Source organism: Paraburkholderia caffeinilytica (genome assembly GCF_051027425.1).
Lineage (GTDB): Bacteria > Pseudomonadota > Gammaproteobacteria > Burkholderiales > Burkholderiaceae > Paraburkholderia > Paraburkholderia caffeinilytica_A.
Map to the genome: position 1 here is coordinate 435,994 of NZ_CP186552.1, position 17,367 is coordinate 453,360.

Genomic DNA, 17,367 nt, shown 5'->3' on the forward strand with positions numbered 1-17,367 from the left:
TTGTGCGCTTACATGCGGAAGTGCTCGCCCAGATAGACGCGCCGCACGCTTTCGTTCTCGATGATGTCGCTCGGCGCACCGGCGGCCAGCACGCTGCCGTCGCTGATGATGTACGCGTGATCACAGATGCCGAGGGTTTCGCGCACGTTGTGGTCGGTGATTAGCACGCCGATATTGCGCTGCTTCAGAAATTTGACGATCTTCTGGATTTCCAGCACCGCGATCGGATCGACGCCCGCGAACGGTTCGTCGAGCAGAATGAAGCTCGGATTGGTGGCCAGCGCACGTGCAATCTCAACCCGCCGGCGCTCGCCGCCGGACAGCGACAGCGCCGGATTTTCACGCAGGTGAGCGATCTGCAGTTCGTCGAGCAAGGCCTCGGTGCGGCTCGTGATGGTGTCTTTGCTGAGCCGCTTGCCGTTGTCTTCGACCTGCAATTCCAGCACTGCGCGAATATTTTCCTCGACGCTGAGCTTGCGGAACACGGAAGCTTCCTGCGGCAGATACGACAAGCCCAGCGACGCGCGCTTGTGAATCGGCAGCAAGCTGATCGACTTGCCGTCCAGATCGATTTCACCCGCATCGAGCGGCACGAGGCCGACGATCATATAGAACGACGTGGTCTTGCCGGCGCCGTTGGGGCCGAGCAGGCCGACCACTTCGCCGCTTTTCACGTCGAGCGAGACGTCTTTGACGACCGTGCGCGAGCCGTAGCGCTTCTTCAGGTTGCGGACCACCAGTGAACTGCTGGTGCCGGCTGGTTTGCGATTGGGAAGGGACGCGGAGGAACTCACTGGTTCGGTGCTCCCTGGATCGAGGTGGACGGCACGAGCGTGGCCGACGCGCCGTTCAGCGGCGCGGCGCCGCCGTTGCGCGGCGCCAGCATGGCGCGCACGCGGCCGGTCGGGTTGCCCGGGCCGGCGACATCTTTGCCTGCCTTCGCGGTGTAGAAGTCGTTCTGGCCGTCATACGTGATGACGCTGCCATGCACCTGATCCATGACCGTCGAAAGGCCTTGCAGGCGTTTTACGGTGGCGTTGGTGGTGAGCGTGGTCAGATCCTGCTTGCCGTCGTAGTCGATGCGGATTGCCGTGCCTTCGATGTATTCGTCGAGGCCTTCGCGCTTCTGGCGGAAATACGACAGATTGCCGCCGCTCGACGTGCCGGTGGCGTACTGGTAGCCCTGCGGGTCTTGCGTCACTTCGACCCGGTCGGCCCTGATCACGATCGTGCCTTTGGTGGCGACCACGTGGCCGGTGAAGATATTGACCTGCTTCAGGTCGTCGTAAGTCATGTTGTCCGCTTCGACGTTCAGCGGCTTGTCCTTGTCGGCGCGGTCGGCGTGCGCAAGCGGCGCGAAGCCGGCGAGCGGCAGCGCGACGATTAGCGCAGCGAGTCCGGCGCGGCACGCGGACAGGGTACGCGAGCGGCCGGTATCAAAACGGGGGAACGATTCGTTCATGCAGTCACGCCTGGAATGGATTACCCGGGTTGCTTGGGCGAGCTGGCGGAGCCTTCGGACGCGGCAATCGCGCCCTTCACATTGCCGAACAGCTGCATTACCCGGGTGACGTTGTTGTAGTTCATGCCGCTGGCAGTCATCACAGACATGCCGCGCTGAAGTTTAACCGGCTTTTCAGTCTCGATCACATCGTCGTTGACCAGCACCCTAAAATGCTGCGAATCCGCTTGCATCGGCGGATCGCCGTTGCCGGCGGCCCGCAGGATGCGCGCATTGTCGTACAGATCGACGATCGAGGCGTCTCCGTTCACCTTGCCGGTGTCGCCGGTGGCGGTGACGATCGGCTTGCCGGGCTGGAACGCGCGCATGGCCGGCTTGACCAGATCGCTCAGTTCGTCGTCTTCATAGTGGATCAGACTGGTGGCGGTCAGACGGTATTGGGTGGAGCCCGACTGATCGAGTTCGGACACCGAGAAGTTGTCCGCGAAGTAGTCGGGCGTGTGCTCCTTGGGGCGCACCACACTTTCGTTCTGGCGCGGCAGCGTGGCTTGCAGCAGCCACCACGTAATACCGGCGAGCGCCGCCATCGCGACGAGCGGAATCAGCGAGGTCCAGCGAAACTGATTCATCCGACAAGGCCCCGCTGTTCGCCGCTACAGGCTGCCGCGAGCAGCGCTTCATATTTGTGCTGCGCGCGCAGCAGGGTGTCGCAGACTTCACGCGCCGCACCATGGCCGCCGCGCGCCTCGCTGACCCAGTGGGCGCGCGCGATCACTTCCGGATGCGAATTGGCCGGCGCCGCCGCGAAGCCGACCTTCAGCATCACGCCGAGATCGACCCAGTCGTCGCCCATATAGCCGCATTCCTCGGCCGTCCTGCCGGTTTGCTTCAACAAGTCCGCGAACGCCTGGGGTTTGTCCTGCACGCCTTGATAGACGTGGGCGATGTTCATTTCCTTGACCCGCGCCGCGACGATGCCCGACTTGCGCCCGGTGATGATCGCCGTTTCGATGCCGGCCTGGCGCAGCAACTTCATGCCGTGGCCGTCCATCGAGTTGAACGCCTTCATCGTGTCGCCTTCCGCCGTGAACAGCAGGCCGCCGTCGGTCAGCACGCCGTCGACGTCGAAAATCATCAGCTTGACGCGGCTGGCGCGTTCAGTGGCGGTAAGGGGGGCGACAGCCATCAGATCACCTTCTTCGAGAACAGGTCGTGCATGTTGAGTGCGCCGATCAGCTTGCCTGCTTCGTCGACGACCAGCATCTGATTGATGCGGTGGCGCTCCATCAGTTCCACAGCTTCGACAGCAAGATGATCCGGACCGATGGTACGCGGGCCTGCGGTCATGACCGAGGCAATCGACAATTCGCGGAAATCGCCGTCGCGTTCGAGCACGCGGCGCAAGTCGCCGTCGGTGAAAATGCCGGCCACGTGATCGTTGTGATCGACGATCGCCGTCATGCCCATGCGCTTGGCGGTCAACTGGAACAGCGCGTCGCGCACGGTCGCGTCGGGCGTGACCTTCGGCACCTGGTCGCCGGTGCGCATCACGTCGCGCACATAAGTGAGCAGGCGGCGGCCCAGCGCGCCACCCGGATGCGAGCGGGCGAAGTCGTCCCGGCCGAAACCGCGCGCGTCCAGCACCGCGACCGCGAGCGCATCGCCGAGCGCGAGCGCGGCGGTGGTGCTGGCGGTCGGCGCAAGATTCATCGGACAGGCTTCTTTCGACACGCCGGAATTCAGATGCACGTCGGCCAGTTGTGCGAGACTCGACGACGGACGCCCGGTCATCGCAATCAGCTTCGCGCCGATCCGCTTGATGAGCGGCAGGATCGCCACGAGTTCTTCCGTTTCACCGGAATTGGACAGGGCGAGGAACACGTCGTCTGCCGTGACCATGCCCAGGTCGCCATGACTGGCTTCCGCCGGGTGAACGAAGAACGCCGGTGTGCCGGTGCTGGCGAGCGTGGCCGCGAGCTTGCGGGCCACGTGGCCGGATTTGCCGATGCCGGAGACGACGACGCGCCCACGGCAGCCCAGGATGAAGTCGATCGCCCCGACGAAGCCATCGTCGAGTTGATCGCGAAGCGCGCGCACAGCGTCCGCTTCGATGTCGAGCACGTCACGAGCGAGCGCGAGTGCCCGGTCGCCATTGATTTTCGCTATCATTCGCGGAGTATAGCAAAGGCGCTTGTTCGCCGCGCCGGGCCTGCTGTGCCAAGCCGCTGTCTTTATTGCTGCCTTTACCGGCCCCTTAACCTTGTCGCACGGCCTTTTGCGTGCGCGGTTCCGCTGACGAACGAGGACGCTTTACCGATGCGTTTTTGCCGATGATTTCCCCGCTGGAAATGACGCTATTCCTGCTGCTGGCTTCAGTAGCAGGCGTGGTGCTCTTTCGCTTTCTGAATCTTCCGCCGATGCTGGGCTATCTGACGGTCGGCATCGTCGTCGGGCCGCACGCGTTCGGCTTGATTCCCGACTCGGCGGGCGCCCAGAACCTGGCCGAGTTCGGCGTCGTGTTCCTGATGTTTTCCATTGGGCTCGAGTTTTCGCTTTCCAAATTGCGCTCCATGCGCCGGCTCGTGTTCGGCCTCGGGCTGCTACAGGTGATCGGTACGATTGTCGTGGCGGTCACGCTCGGCTTCGTGCTGGAGCGCTGGGTGCACATCACATGGCAGGCCAGCGTGGCGCTGGGCGGCGCACTGGCCATGTCGTCGACGGCGATCGTCAGCAAGATGCTGGCCGAGCGGCTCGAGATCGAAACCGAGCACGGCCGCAACATCTTCGGCGTGCTGCTGTTCCAGGATCTGGCGGTGGTGCCGCTGTTGATCGTCATCGCCGCATTGGGCGGCGATTCGAAAGATCTCGTCAGCGCGCTCGGCGTGGCCGCGATCAAGATCGTCGTGGCGTTGGCCCTATTGTTAATAGTGGGTCAGCGCTTCATGACGCGCTGGTTCAACGTGGTGGCGCGGCGCCGCTCGCAGGAACTGTTCATTCTCAACCTGCTGCTGGTGACGCTCGGCGCGGCGTTCATCACGGATAAGTTCGGCCTGTCGCTCGCGCTCGGCGCCTTCATTGCCGGCATGTTGATCGCTGAAACGCCTTACCGGCATCAGGTGGAAGAGGACATCAAGCCGTTTCGCGACGTGCTGCTGGGGCTCTTTTTCGTCACGACCGGCATGCTGCTGAATCCGCGCGTGATCTGGGAGCACCCGTTTATCGTGCTCGGTTTCCTGGTCGGCCCGATTCTGTTGAAGGCGATCATGGTGACGGGGCTTTCGCGCCTGTTCGGTGCATCGCCGGGCGTCGCGATGCGCACCGGTATCGGCCTCGCGCAAGCCGGCGAGTTCGGCTTCGTGCTGCTGAACCTGATTCTCGACAAACATCTCGTCGACGCCACCCTGTTGCAGGCGATTCTCGCGGCCATGCTGCTGTCTATGCTCGCCGCGCCGTTCATGATCCAGAACGCGGATCGAATCGTGCTGCGGTTGTCGTCGACTGAATGGATGATGCAGTCCTTGCAGATGACGCGCATCGCGACGCAGAGCCTGAAGCAAAGCGGCCACGTGATCATTTGCGGTTATGGCCGGGCGGGGCAGAATCTGGCGCGCATGCTGGAGCATGAAGGCCTGTCTTATGTCGCGCTGGATCTGGACCCCGATCGTGTGCAGGCCGCGGCGGCGGCGGGTGAGTCGGTCGTGTTCGGCGATGCGGGGCGGCGCGAATCGCTGCTTGCCGCCGGTATCCATCGCGCCGCGGCGATCGCGATTACCTATGCGAATACGCCGTCGGCATTGCGCGTGCTACACAATATTCACGAGCTGGAACCCACGTTGCCGGTGATTGTTCGTACTGTCGACGACGCCGATCTGGAAAAGCTGCTGGCCGCCGGCGCGACCGAGGTGATTCCGGAAATCGTCGAGGGCAGTCTGATGCTGGCGTCGCACACGCTGGTGCTGATGGGCGTGCCGATGCGGCGCGTGGTGCGGCGGGTCGAGGAAATGCGTGACGAGCGCTACGCGCTGCTGCGCGGCTATTTTCACGGCGCGGACGACATGGAAGACGACGACGGCCACGAACAGGTACGGCTACAATCGGTGCCGGTCGACGAAAACTCGGACGCGGTGGGCCGAACGCTGGCGGATCTGGGCCTGTTCGATCTGGGCGTCGAGGTGACGGCGATTCGGCGCCACGGTATTCGCGGCGTCGAGCCGGACCCGTCCACCAAGCTGCGCGCGAGCGATATCGTGGTGTTGCGCGGTTTGCCCGAACAGTTGGCCGAGGCCGAAGAGCGGCTCTCGAAGCATCGTCGTGCGGGAGCCGCGGCGGCCTAGCAGCGGGTACGGCAGGCGTGGCGTTGCCTGGTGTGGTTTTTCGAGGCCGGTGTTGCCGGCTGCGCCTGAGCCGGCCGCACCTGGCCGGCCGCATCTGATTTAGCTTTTCATCGGACCTGTCGAGGTCCATCCGGAGACATCATGTCCAACGCGCTCGCGAGCGCGCCGCTCGATGCGGCCGACTACATCAAAAGCCACATTCGCACGGTGCCCGACTGGCCGCAGCCGGGCGTGCAGTTTCGCGATATCACTCCGCTTCTGCAGGAACCGAAGTCGCTACGCGTACTGATCGACCTGTTCGCCCAGCGCTATATCGACGCGAAGCTCGACTACGTCGCGGGGCTGGACGCGCGCGGTTTCATCATTGGGCCGATTCTGGCTTACGAGCTGAACCTCGGCTTCATACCGATCCGCAAGCAGGGCAAGCTGCCGTACAAGCGGGTCGCGCAATCCTACGAGCTCGAATACGGCACCGCGACCGTCGAGATCCACGAGGACGCCTGCAAGCCGGGGGATCGCGTCGTGATCATCGACGATCTGATCGCGACCGGCGGCACGATGATGGCCGGCAAGATTCTGCTCGAGCGGCTCGGCGCGGTGGTGATCGAAGGCGCGGCGATTATCGATCTGCCTGAACTCGGCGGCTCGGCCTTGCTGCGCGAAGCGGGCTTGCCGCTCTATACGGTGACCGAATTCGGCGGCCATTGAGCGCCTGAATGCCAACGTCTTCCCGCACACAACGAAGGTAAGAAAGATGCCCAACTTCCTGTTGTTTCTCGCGACTTCGATCGCCATCACGATGGCGCCCGGCCCAGACAATCTGCAAGTGCTCGCGCGCGGCATCTCGCAAGGCCGTGCGGCGGGTCTCGTCGCGGCGCTCGGCTTTGCGGCCGGCATCACGTTTCACACTACGTTGGCCGCGCTTGGTGTGGCTGCATTGCTGCGTTCGTCGCCGGTTGCGTTTGAAGCGATCAAGCTGGCCGGCGCCGCGTATCTGATCTGGATCGGCATCAAGGCGCTGCGCAGCCAGGGCCTCGCCACCGCGCACGAGCGCGCGCCGCAACCGTTGATGGCGGTGTTTCGCCAGAGCGTCCTCGGCAATCTGCTGAATCCGAAGGTGACGCTGTTCTTCGTCGTGTTCCTGCCGCAATTCGTGCAGCCGCACGGCACGCAAAGCGTGACGGTGCAGATGCTCGAACTCGGCGTGTTGTTCATGTTGCAGACCGTGGTGGTGTTTTCGCTGTTCGGCGTCTGCGCGGGGCTGATCGGCGGCTGGCTGAAGCGCCGGCCGCGTGTGGGCGTGTGGCTCGATCGGCTCGCGGGCGCGACGTTCATCGCGATTGGGATTCGCGTCGCCTTGCGTGATTGAGACGGTTGGCGCGGTTGACGTGATCGACATGGAGGACAACAACCGCGCGACTGAAGACCCGTTTGGAGTTTTAAATGACTTTGCCTTGCATCACCGCTGCGCGCCGCTTCGACGTTCACGCCCATCTGCCGTTCTGGATCGATGCCGAGCAGGTCGGCTGGATTCGCTCAGCCGATGTGCCGTTGCTCGCGCGCTGGCCCGATGTGTTTGAAATCGACAGTGGAGAACAAAGGCGCGTCACGCTCGCGCCTGTTTTCAACACCGTCGATCTGCGCAGCGCGGCGCTCGGTTCCGTGATCGGTGCGCTTGCCGCCGAGGGCCGTATCCCCGGCTGGCGCAACGAGACTTACGCGATCCGCAATGCGTTCGACGCGCCGCCGCTCGCGTATATCGAACGCGCGGCGTCGCGCTTCTTTGGCACGATGACCTACGCGGTGCATCTGAACGGCATCGTAGAATACGCGGATGGCGCCCCGCGGATGGCCGCCCCGCAGATGGCCGCCCCGCAGAAGGGCGCGCCGCAGTTGTGGATCGCGCGCCGCAGCGACACCAAGGCCACCGACCCGGGCATGCTCGACAATGTCGTGGCAGGCGGGATCGGCTGGGGCTTCGGCATCGAGGCGACGATCATCAAGGAGTGCTGGGAAGAAGCCGGCATTCCCGAGGAGATCGCCGCGCGCGCCACGGCCGGCCGCACCGCGCATGTGCTGCAATCGTTGCCGGAAGGCACGCAGGCCGAACAGATTTTTATCTACGACCTCGCGCTGCCGGCCGATTTCGCGCCGCGCAATCAGGATGGCGAAGTGGGTGAACACCGGCTCGCGCGCATCGACGAAGTCGCGCGCTGGATCGAAGAAGACGCGATGACCGTGGATGCGAGTCTCGCTACGCTGGATTGCCTGCTGCGCCGCCGCTGGATCGATGAAGACGCGTGCCCGGGCATCGAGGCGCTGTTCGCGCCGCCGGTGCTTGCATAAGCGCTAGCGCCGAGCGCAGGGCGCGGGTGCGGCGAACAAGTCAGGTCACGCTGTAGCGCACTGCATCGAATAAGACACACCGAACAAACCAAGCACTGAAGAAGGGAGTCACCCAGGTCATGTCGACCGATCACAGCTTTATCCTCAAACTGTCGTGCGCCGACCGGCCCGGCATCGTCCACGCGGTTTCGGGCTTTCTGTTCGAGCGTGGCAGCAATATTCTCGACTCCGCGCAATTCGGCGACAGCCGTACCGGCGAGTTCTTCATGCGCGTGCATTTCCAGCAGGTCGGCGGCGATCCGGGCCTGGACGCATTGCGTACCTCGTTCACCACGCTCGCCGAGCAGTTCGGCATGCGCTGGGAATTGCACGATGCGTCGGTGAAGCCGCGCGTCGTCATTATGGTGTCGAAGATCGGTCATTGCCTGAACGACTTGCTGTTCCGCTATCGCACCGGTCAATTGGGTATCGAGATTCCGGCGATCATCTCGAATCACAAAGAGTTCTATCAGCTCGCAGCCAGCTACGACATTCCGTTCCATCACTTCCCGCTGATGGGCGCCACGCCGGCCGCGAAGGCCGCGCAGGAAGCGCGTGTGCTCGAAGTCATCGAAGAGCATCAGGCCGATCTGGTCGTGCTTGCGCGCTATATGCAGATTCTGTCGCCGCAGTTGTGCGAATCTCTCGCCGGCCGTGCGATCAATATCCATCACTCGTTCCTGCCGAGCTTCAAGGGCGCGAAGCCTTATTACCAGGCGTTCGACCGCGGCGTGAAGCTGATCGGCGCAACCGCGCACTACGTGACGACGGATCTCGACGAAGGTCCGATCATCGAGCAGGAAGTGGAGCGTGTCGACCACAGCATGACGCCGGAGCAACTGACGGCGATCGGCCGCGACGTCGAATGCGTGACGCTCGCGCGCGCGGTGAAGTGGCACGTTGAGCATCGCGTTGTGTTGAACGGCAGCAAGACGGTGGTGTTTCGTTAAGCGTAGTTGATGCGCTTGCGGTGGGGGCGGTCGGACCATGGCCGCATGACCCCGCTGCAAGCCTGCGCCGGGTCTGTCCGGTGCGCGCTCGTCAGATCAGGAGCGCATGGCGGACCCGCCCGCATCCCGTGCGTTCTGTGCGAGCCGCGCGTTGTGCGCCGAACGGCGGCGCGCATTCAGTTTCTTCAGCCAGATCAGCAGTCCCGTTGCGCTCAGCACGGCGACCGCAATCCCCACCGCACTAATCAGAATCCGCCCGCCGAGACCGAGGATGCGTCCCGAGTGCAGCGGGAATTGCACCTGCATGAAGATGTCGCCCGCCGTGCCCTTGCCGGGAATCTGCGCGCCGAGCAGCTTGCCGGTGGCCGCGTCCCAATACATCCACGGATTGCCGAGGCCGATATCGCCGTGATCGTTGCCGGTTGCGTAGAAGCCGACGCCGTAGGCATGCAGGTATTCCGCGTAGTAAAGACCGCCCGGCGGCACCTTCAGCTTCTGCGCTTTACCGGCTTGCTCCGCTAGCTGCACGATGCGCTCGCGACTCAGTACCTGGTCGCCGGGCTGCGGCGCGCGCAGGATTTCGGGGTTGTAGACCGGATTGGGCGTGAGCGTCGAGAACAGCGACACGATGGGCCGAACAACCGGTGCGGCAAGATTCATCGACACCGACGTCAGCGCGACGATCACCAGCAAGCCCCAGATCCACACGCCGCCCGAGCGGTGCAGATCGAAGGTGAGCGCATAGCCGCCGCGCCCGAGGCGAAACGCAAACGACTTGCGCCATGCCTTGAAGCTCGGAAACGACAGCCATAACGCGATCACGCTATCGAACAGCCACACGATCCCGACAATGCCCATCAGCCACGTGCCGATATCGACACCGCCGGTGAACGGCAACTGCAGCGTGTAGTGCAGCTTGTAGATGAACGGAATCAGATTGAGCCGCGCGAGCGAAACGGCGCCCCATTCGCGCCGGCCTTGCACGTCGCCGGTGGCAGGATCCACGGCGATCTGATTGAAGTCGAGCGGGTAGGGCTGCTGCGTCGCGGGGTTGAGGCGCGGCAGCACCATCATCTGCAATGTGTGACCGGATTCAGCCGCGAGCGGCAGATACGTCACCTGCAGGCGCGGATCAGCCGCTTCGACGCGGCGTGCCAACTCGAGCCCCGACAGCGCCGGGCCGGCGGTGCGCGCTTTGAAGAACGACGGGTTCAGCGCCGCATCGAGCTCGTGATCCCACGCGATGATCGCGCCAGTCAGGCCGGCGACGAATAGAAACAGCGCAATGGCGACACCGAACCAGCGGTGCAGGCGAACAAGTTGCTGCCTCATCGGCGGGCAGGCGAAATACGGCAGGAATGCGGGCGGGATGTCACGGCAAAGACGTAGTGCAAATGGGAATTGTTCTCATCTTATGGAATCGCGCCGCAGGCTGCAAGTTTCTCGTAAGTGCGGCGCGATGCCGCGGAGGCAAGCCATCTGCGCGTGCTCAGCAGATCCCTATCTGGTATGGCTTTGAGCCGGCATAGATGCCGTAAGTGCGACAAAATGTCGCATATCAAAGCTTACAATTAGCATAAATTTTCGGCATCATCGCGTCCTATGTGAATGGGAATTATTCTCATTTGATGGGCCTTAGAAAAAATCAGGATTAGCGATGAGCGTAAAGAACGGGGTAAAGCAGCCGAAGAAACGGCTGTCGGTGCGGCCATTACGCATGGCGGCGTGTCTGGCATTTGCGGCAAGCCACGGAGCCTGGGCGCAACAGGCGTCCACGACACAGGCAGCACCGGACGCAAGCGAAAATGCGTTGCCGACGGTCAAGGTCACGGCGGCGCAAGACACGGAGCAACATCTGAAGGAAGACGTCAGCAGCGGGGCGCTCGGCGCACGCTCGCAACTCGATACGCCGTTCTCCACCACCGTGGTCACCAGTGAAGAATTGCAGGATCGTCAGCCGTCCAAACTCGGCGCCGTATTTGCCACGGACGCCTCCGTATCCGACAACGGCAACGCCTACAACGCATGGGCCACCTACGTCACGGTGCGCGGCATGCAGCTCGACTGGCAGTCGGGCTTCAAGATCGACGGCATGCCCTTCAACAGCTATGGCATTACGATGCCGTATGAGCAGCTCGAAAAAGTAGAACTGCTGAAGGGGTTGACCGGCTTTATGTACGGCTTCGGCGCGCCGGGCGGCGTGGTCAACTACGTGACGAAAAAGCCGCCGGTTTCGACCACGCCGGTGCGCAGTGTCGACATCGGCTATCAGACCGATGGCGTGTGGACCGAGCACGCGGATCTCGGCGGGCGCGTCGGCCCGGACGGCATGTTCGGCTACCGCCTGAATGCGACGCACGAAGAAGGCAAGACCTACAACGAAGGCAACGTGCGGCGCGATGCAGTGTCGCTGGCGCTCGACGCTCGCATCACCCGTGACCTCAAGGCAACCTTCGGCGCGCTGTATCAGGAGCGTCATTCGAGCGGCATCACTGGAGCAATCTCGACGGCGCAGTACACCGGCACCAGCCTTCCGCGCACTCTCAGCGGCGGCACGGGCGACCTCTCCGGTCCCGACCAGCATCTGAATACGAACGTTCAGCTTTACACCGCAGGCGTGCAATACAACCTCGGCCAGGACTGGACGCTCAACGCAAACTACAGCTATAGCAAAAGCTCGCGCGATCGCAACGAGAGCACGTACTACCTGCAAAACGGCGCCGGTGATTACACGGATAGCCGTTTCGCCGGTAAAGAGGGGCACCAGCTGAGCTTGTGGCAGGTGTCGGCGCAAGGCAAGGTCAAAACCGGACCGTTCGAGCATCAGCTCGTGTTCGGTGCGGCTTATCAACGGCAAACCAACGATTACGGCGCGAACAGTTTCTTCGGCCAGATCGGCACCGGCAACCTCTACCAGCCGAACACCAATACCTTCGACAGCGCGTCGAATTACACCACCTACCGCGACAGCGACATCACACAAAAGGCCCTGTTCGCGAGCGATACGATCCAACTGACGCAGCGCTGGTCGGTACTCGGCGGCGTGCGTTACACGAACTACGAGCAGCACGGCTACTCGACCACCGGCGCGACCACGTCGACGTACAGCCAGAACGGTGTCGTGACGCCGACCGTCGCGCTGATGTTCAAGCTGGCGCCGACCACTACGCTGTACACCAGTTACGTCGAATCGCTGGAAGCGGGCACCGTGGTGGGCGACACCTACGCGAACCGGGGCGAATTGCTCAAGCCATTGCGCAGCAAACAGTACGAAGTGGGGGTCAAGAGCGAGCATGCACGCTGGAGCGCGACGGCCGCGCTGTTCCGGATCGAACGCGGCTCGGCGTACGCGAACACTGCGAACGTCTTCACGCAGGACGGCGAGTCGATCTTTCAGGGTGTGGAACTTGGCGGCGACGTGCGTCTGGGCTCGAGCTGGAATGTCGGCGGCGATCTCATGTGGATCAACACCAAATATGAGAAGGGCGCGGCCAACAACGGCAATCGCGTGGCCGGCGCGCCGCAGCTCGTCGTGGCGGGTCACGCGGCGTACTCGGTGCCATATGTGCCGGGGCTGCGTATCGGCGCCGACGCGAAGTTCACGGGCAATACCAACGTACGCCCCACGGCCAATCTCAACGCGCCGGGCTACATGCTGGTCAACCTCGGTGCGAGTTACGCCACGCGCATAGGCGGTTACGACGTGACGTTCCGTGCGGCGATCGACAACCTGCTCAATCGCCGCTACTGGGAGTATCAGTATGCGGACTACGTGACGCCGGGCGATCCGCGCACGCTGTCGCTGAACGCGCGCATCGACTTCTGAGCATGAAAAAAGCGGCACCAGGTGCCGCTTCAGACTGCTGACCCATCCCACGTTTTTCGGAGCGTGGGATTTTGTTTTTCATTGTCCGCTACACCAGCCGCAAATAAATCAATTCCCGCTTGATGTACGCGTAGAAGATCGGCGCCGCGACCACGCCGGGGAGGCCGAACGCGGCTTCCATCACGAGCATCGCGATCAGCAATTCCCAGGCGCGCGCCTCGATCTGACCACCGACGATGCGCGCGTTCAGGAAGTACTCCAGCTTGTGAATCAGGATCAGGAATACCAGCGACATGACCGCCGCCGGAAAGCTCACCGAGAGCGCTACCGCGACGATGATCGTGTTCGAGATCAGATTGCCGATCACCGGCAGCAAGCCGACGATGAACGTCACCAGCACCAGCGTTTTGGAGAGCGGCAGCGTGTCGTGAAAGATCGGCAGGATCACCAGCAGGAAGATGCCGGTAAAAACCGCATTGATCGCGGAGATTTTGACCTGCGCGAATACGATGCGGCGGAAGGCATCGGCGAAACGTGTCACGCGCGTGACGAACGCCGTGGACAGCGGCAGCCGCTGCATATGCTTCTGCGCCCCGACCGCGATGATCGCGCCGATGATCATGCCGATCAGGACGTGCGTGAAACCGCGCGCCGCTGTCTTGCCGCTTTGCTGCAGCATGTTCGCGTGCGTCTGCATCAGTTCGGTCGCCTTCGTCTTCATCTGGTCGGTATCGACCGGCAGATAGTTGGCGACGAATTGCGGAATCCGGCCACGCGCCTGGTCGATCAACTGCATCGCCTGGTCGAGCAGTTTCTGCACGCTCGGCACGTCGCTCTCGAAATGTTCGATGATGCCGAGCGTCAGCCCCGTCAACGCGCCGACTATCACCGTCGAGAGGATCACCACCGCGAGCCAGCGCGCGCGCTGACTCGACATATGCCGTTCTATACGCGGCGCGATGGTGTGCACCAGTTGGAACACCAGCAACCCGGCGAGCAAAGCGCCGAGCAGCTTGAGTTCGATGACCGCCCACATTCCGATCAGCATCAGTACATAACTGCCGATTTCGACTGCCGACAGCTTCGGCAGGCTCATGTCGCTAGTCAGCCTGACCGGGCGTGGGCGTAGGTCCTGCACTTCCCCGTCGTCGCGCGCCTGATTCCGCTTGGCCATGGCTTATTCCGTCTCCAACCTGTGTTGTGCCGCGTTACTTTTTGCTGGCAGTGCGTTTCAGCAGAGGCGCCAGATACTTACCGGTAAAACTTGCCTTCGACCTGGCAACCTGCTCCGGCGTGCCTTGCGCAATGATCTGACCGCCGCCGGCTCCGCCTTCTGGGCCGAGATCGATCACCCAGTCGGCGGTCTTTATTACATCGAGATTATGCTCGATGATCACGACGGTATTACCCTGGTCTCGCAAACGATGAATGACTTCCAGCAGTAATGCGATGTCGTGAAAGTGCAGACCGGTGGTCGGCTCGTCCAGAATGTATAGAGTGCGACCGGTGTCGCGCTTGCTCAGTTCCAAAGATAGTTTGACGCGCTGCGCTTCGCCGCCCGACAGCGTAGTGGCCGACTGGCCCAGCCGGATATAGCCGAGACCCACGTCCAGCAAGGTTTTCAGCTTGCGCGCGACGACCGGCACCGGCTTGAAGAACTCGTAGGCGTTCTCCACCGTCATGTCGAGTACTTCGCTGATGTTCTTGCCTTTGTACTGGACGTCGAGCGTTTCGCGGTTGTAGCGCTTGCCGTGGCAGACGTCGCAGGGCACGTAGACGTCCGGCAAAAAGTGCATTTCCACCTTGAGCACGCCGTCGCCCTGGCAGGATTCGCAGCGGCCGCCCTTGACGTTGAACGAGAAGCGGCCGGCTTCATAGCCGCGTTCTTTCGACGCCGGCACGCCCGCGAACAGTTCGCGGATCGGCGTGAACAGGCCCGTGTACGTGGCGGGATTCGAGCGCGGCGTGCGGCCGATCGGCGACTGGTCGACGTTGATGACCTTGTCGAAGTGCTCCAGACCCTCGATCGATTCGTACGGCGCCGGCTCAGCGGACGAGCCATACAGGTGATGCGCGACCGCGTGGTACAGCGTGTCGTTGATCAGCGTGGACTTGCCCGAACCGGACACGCCGGTCACGCAGGTCAGCAGCCCGACCGGCAAATCGAGCGAGACGTGCTGCAGATTATTGCCGTACGCCTCGACGATGCGCAGACGACGCTCGTCCGGTTCCTTGCGCTCGTCCGGAAATTCGATGTTGCGGGCGCCGGACATGTACTGCCCGGTCATCGACGCCGCGTTCGCCTCCACCTGCTTGGGCGTGCCCTCGGCGATCACCATGCCGCCGTGTTCGCCCGCGCCGGGGCCCATGTCGACCACGTAGTCGGCCATGCGGATCATGTCTTCGTCGTGTTCGACGACGATCACCGAGTTGCCCAGGTCGCGCAGATGCTTGAGCGTGGCGATCAGCCGGTCGTTGTCGCGCTGATGCAGACCGATCGACGGCTCGTCCAGCACGTACATCACGCCGGTCAAACCGGAGCCGATCTGCGAGGCGAGGCGAATCCGCTGCGCTTCGCCGCCCGACAGCGTTTCCGCGCTGCGCTCCAGCGACAGGTAGTCGAGCCCGACGTTATTCAGGAACATCAGCCGCGCCACGATTTCCTTGACGACCTTGTCGGCGATCTCGCGCTTCGAGCCTTCGAGCCGCAGTGTCTGGAAATAGCCGAGCGCGTCACGCAAAGGCCAGCCGCTGATTTCGAAGATGCCGCGCGCGTCGCTGTTCGAGCCGATCCGCACGAAGCGTGCTTCCCGGCGCAGCCGCGTGCCGGCGCAAGCGGGGCAGGGCTGGTTGTTCTGATACTTGGCGAGTTCTTCGCGCACCGCGACCGAATCGGTCTCGCGGTAACGCCGCTCCAGATTCGGGATGATCCCTTCGAACACGTGCTCGCGCACGGAAGTGCGGCCGCGCTCGTTGATGTACGAGAACGGAATTTCCTGCTTGCCCGAACCGAACAGCAGAATCTTGCGGACTTTCTCCGGCAGGTCTTCGACGGCCGTGTCGATGTCGAATTCATAAAACGCCGCGAGACTTTGCAGCATCTGGAAGTAGAACTGGTTACGCCGGTCCCAGCCCTTCACCGCGCCCGCCGCCAGCGACAGCGACGGATGCGCGACCACCCGCTTCGGATCGAAGAAGGTGATCTGGCCGAGGCCGTCGCACTCCGGGCATGCGCCCATCGGGTTGTTGAACGAGAAGAGGCGCGGCTCGAGCTCCTGCAACGAATACGAGCAGATCGGGCAGGCGAACTTCGAGCTGAACAGATGCTCCTTGTCCGTATCCATTTCCAGCGCGATCGCGCGGCCGTCGGCGAGACGCAGTGCCGTTTCGAACGATTCGGCGAGGCGCTGCTTCATATCGCCGCGCACCTTCAGCCGGTCGACGACCACATCGATCGTGTGCTTGTCGTTTTTCTTGAGCTTCGGCAGCGAGTCGACGTCGTAGATTTTCGCGACGCCTTCGTTGGCCGTGCCGCCGCCCGAGCGCACCCGGAAACGGATGAAACCCTGCGCCTGCATCTCTTCGAATAGCTCGACGTGCTCGCCTTTGCGGTCCGCCACTACCGGCGCGAGGATCATCAGCCGGGTCTCTTCCGGCAACGCGAGAGCCGCGTCGACCATTTGCGAGACGCTTTGCGCTTCCAGCGGAATTTCGTGATCCGGACAGTACGGCGTGCCGACCCGGGCGAACAGCAGCCGCAGATAGTCGTGAATTTCGGTGACGGTGCCGACCGTTGAGCGCGGATTGTGCGAGGTTGCCTTCTGCTCGATCGAGATCGCCGGCGACAGACCTTCGATCAGATCGACGTCCGGTTTCTCCATCAATTGCAGGAATTGGCGGGCGTAAGCGGAGAGACTTTCGACGTAGCGCCGCTGTCCTTCCGCATAGAGCGTGTCGAATGCCAGCGACGATTTACCCGAGCCGGACAGGCCCGTAATCACGACGAGCTTGTGACGTGGGAGGTCGAGATTGACGTTCTTCAGGTTGTGGGTGCGAGCCCCACGGATACGGATTTGTTCCACGCGTTATTCCAAGACTTGGCCCGTGACCTGGCGGAAAGAGGAAGAGGCTAAACCTGCTACTATAACGACTTTTCAAGACCGCCGTTACGGCTTCCTGACAGCCTGAACGGGCGTCAAGGCAAGCTGTAAGGCAGTGGTCCAGCGCCGTGGGGAAGAGGTCTAACTGGGGCCGTTTTCCGCGAGTACAAGGCGCCGCGAGGCGTGAGGCGAGCCTGCAGCAAGGCCGCCGGCCCGAATGCCGCGCCGCATGCCTGCCGCCGTCCAGCCGTCTCGTGGTAAGCCGCCTGGGTGTGGCCGTCCTGCTGGGAAGGTCCGTCCGCGGTGCGCC

14 protein-coding genes are annotated in these 17,367 nt (G+C 62.8%); 6 read left to right on the top strand and 8 right to left on the bottom strand.

The genetic code is table 11. The features are described 5' to 3' along the window. Positions 1–8: 8 nt before the first annotated feature. The 5 genes from lptB to kdsD are packed head-to-tail and all read right to left on the bottom strand — an operon-like array spanning position 9 to position 3,631. The gene (gene lptB, locus ACOSV0_RS01970; RefSeq protein ID WP_408294863.1) at positions 9–794 is read right to left on the bottom strand and encodes an LPS export ABC transporter ATP-binding protein; all 786 of its coding nucleotides are present in this window, start codon (positions 792–794) and stop codon (positions 9–11) included. Then, a complete protein-coding gene (gene lptA, locus ACOSV0_RS01975; protein ID WP_434108370.1) occupies positions 791–1,462 on the bottom strand; it encodes a lipopolysaccharide transport periplasmic protein LptA in 672 nt (223 codons plus the stop codon). Before lptA ends, lptB begins: the two co-directional genes overlap by 4 nt. A 20-nt stretch (positions 1,463–1,482) precedes the next feature. Then, on the bottom strand, positions 1,483–2,091 hold the full coding sequence (gene lptC, locus ACOSV0_RS01980; RefSeq protein WP_434108372.1) for an LPS export ABC transporter periplasmic protein LptC: 609 nt from the start codon (positions 2,089–2,091) through the stop codon (positions 1,483–1,485). Next, positions 2,088–2,648 (bottom strand): KdsC family phosphatase, encoded by a 561-nt coding sequence (locus ACOSV0_RS01985; RefSeq protein WP_434108374.1) that lies wholly within the window; start codon positions 2,646–2,648, stop codon positions 2,088–2,090. Before ACOSV0_RS01985 ends, lptC begins: the two co-directional genes overlap by 4 nt. Then, positions 2,648–3,631: an arabinose 5-phosphate isomerase KdsD gene (gene kdsD / locus ACOSV0_RS01990; protein ID WP_408239639.1), complete on the bottom strand. Its 984-nt coding sequence runs from the start codon at positions 3,629–3,631 to the stop codon at positions 2,648–2,650. Before kdsD ends, ACOSV0_RS01985 begins: the two co-directional genes overlap by 1 nt. 161 nt (positions 3,632–3,792) lie before the next feature. Between kdsD and ACOSV0_RS01995 the strand changes: the two genes are divergently transcribed. The 5 genes from ACOSV0_RS01995 to purU all read left to right on the top strand — a co-directional run bounded on the left by ACOSV0_RS01995 (position 3,793) and on the right by purU (position 9,131). Then, on the top strand, positions 3,793–5,796 hold the full coding sequence (locus ACOSV0_RS01995; protein ID WP_434110367.1) for a cation:proton antiporter domain-containing protein: 2,004 nt from the start codon (positions 3,793–3,795) through the stop codon (positions 5,794–5,796). A 141-nt stretch (positions 5,797–5,937) separates the two neighbouring features. After that, a complete protein-coding gene (locus tag ACOSV0_RS02000) occupies positions 5,938–6,504 on the top strand; it encodes an adenine phosphoribosyltransferase (RefSeq protein ID WP_434108377.1) in 567 nt (188 codons plus the stop codon). Positions 6,505–6,550: 46 nt separating this feature from the next. Beyond that, the gene (locus ACOSV0_RS02005) at positions 6,551–7,165 is read left to right on the top strand and encodes a LysE family translocator (RefSeq protein WP_434108381.1); all 615 of its coding nucleotides are present in this window, start codon (positions 6,551–6,553) and stop codon (positions 7,163–7,165) included. Positions 7,166–7,239: 74 nt separating this feature from the next. Next, positions 7,240–8,142, top strand: a complete 903-nt coding sequence (locus tag ACOSV0_RS02010; protein WP_434108383.1) for an NUDIX hydrolase — start codon at positions 7,240–7,242, stop codon at positions 8,140–8,142. 119 nt (positions 8,143–8,261) lie between these two features. Next, on the top strand, positions 8,262–9,131 hold the full coding sequence (gene purU, locus ACOSV0_RS02015) for a formyltetrahydrofolate deformylase (RefSeq protein ID WP_434108385.1): 870 nt from the start codon (positions 8,262–8,264) through the stop codon (positions 9,129–9,131). A 96-nt stretch (positions 9,132–9,227) separates the two neighbouring features. On the opposite strand, the gene ACOSV0_RS02020 is transcribed toward purU, so the two are convergent. After that, a complete protein-coding gene (locus tag ACOSV0_RS02020; protein ID WP_434108387.1) occupies positions 9,228–10,463 on the bottom strand; it encodes a PepSY-associated TM helix domain-containing protein in 1,236 nt (411 codons plus the stop codon). 325 nt (positions 10,464–10,788) lie between these two features. Between ACOSV0_RS02020 and ACOSV0_RS02025 the strand changes: the two genes are divergently transcribed. Beyond that, complete coding sequence (locus ACOSV0_RS02025; RefSeq protein WP_434108389.1) at positions 10,789–12,957, top strand: TonB-dependent siderophore receptor; 2,169 nt, start codon at positions 10,789–10,791, stop codon at positions 12,955–12,957. 88 nt (positions 12,958–13,045) lie between these two features. Here ACOSV0_RS02025 and ACOSV0_RS02030 read toward each other — a convergent pair whose 3' ends face one another. Next, a complete protein-coding gene (locus ACOSV0_RS02030; protein WP_434108391.1) occupies positions 13,046–14,131 on the bottom strand; it encodes an AI-2E family transporter in 1,086 nt (361 codons plus the stop codon). 34 nt (positions 14,132–14,165) lie between these two features. Beyond that, entirely contained in the window at positions 14,166–17,039 is a 2,874-nt protein-coding gene (gene uvrA, locus ACOSV0_RS02035) for an excinuclease ABC subunit UvrA (protein WP_434108393.1), read from the bottom strand. Between the last annotated feature and the right edge of the window lie 328 nt (positions 17,040–17,367).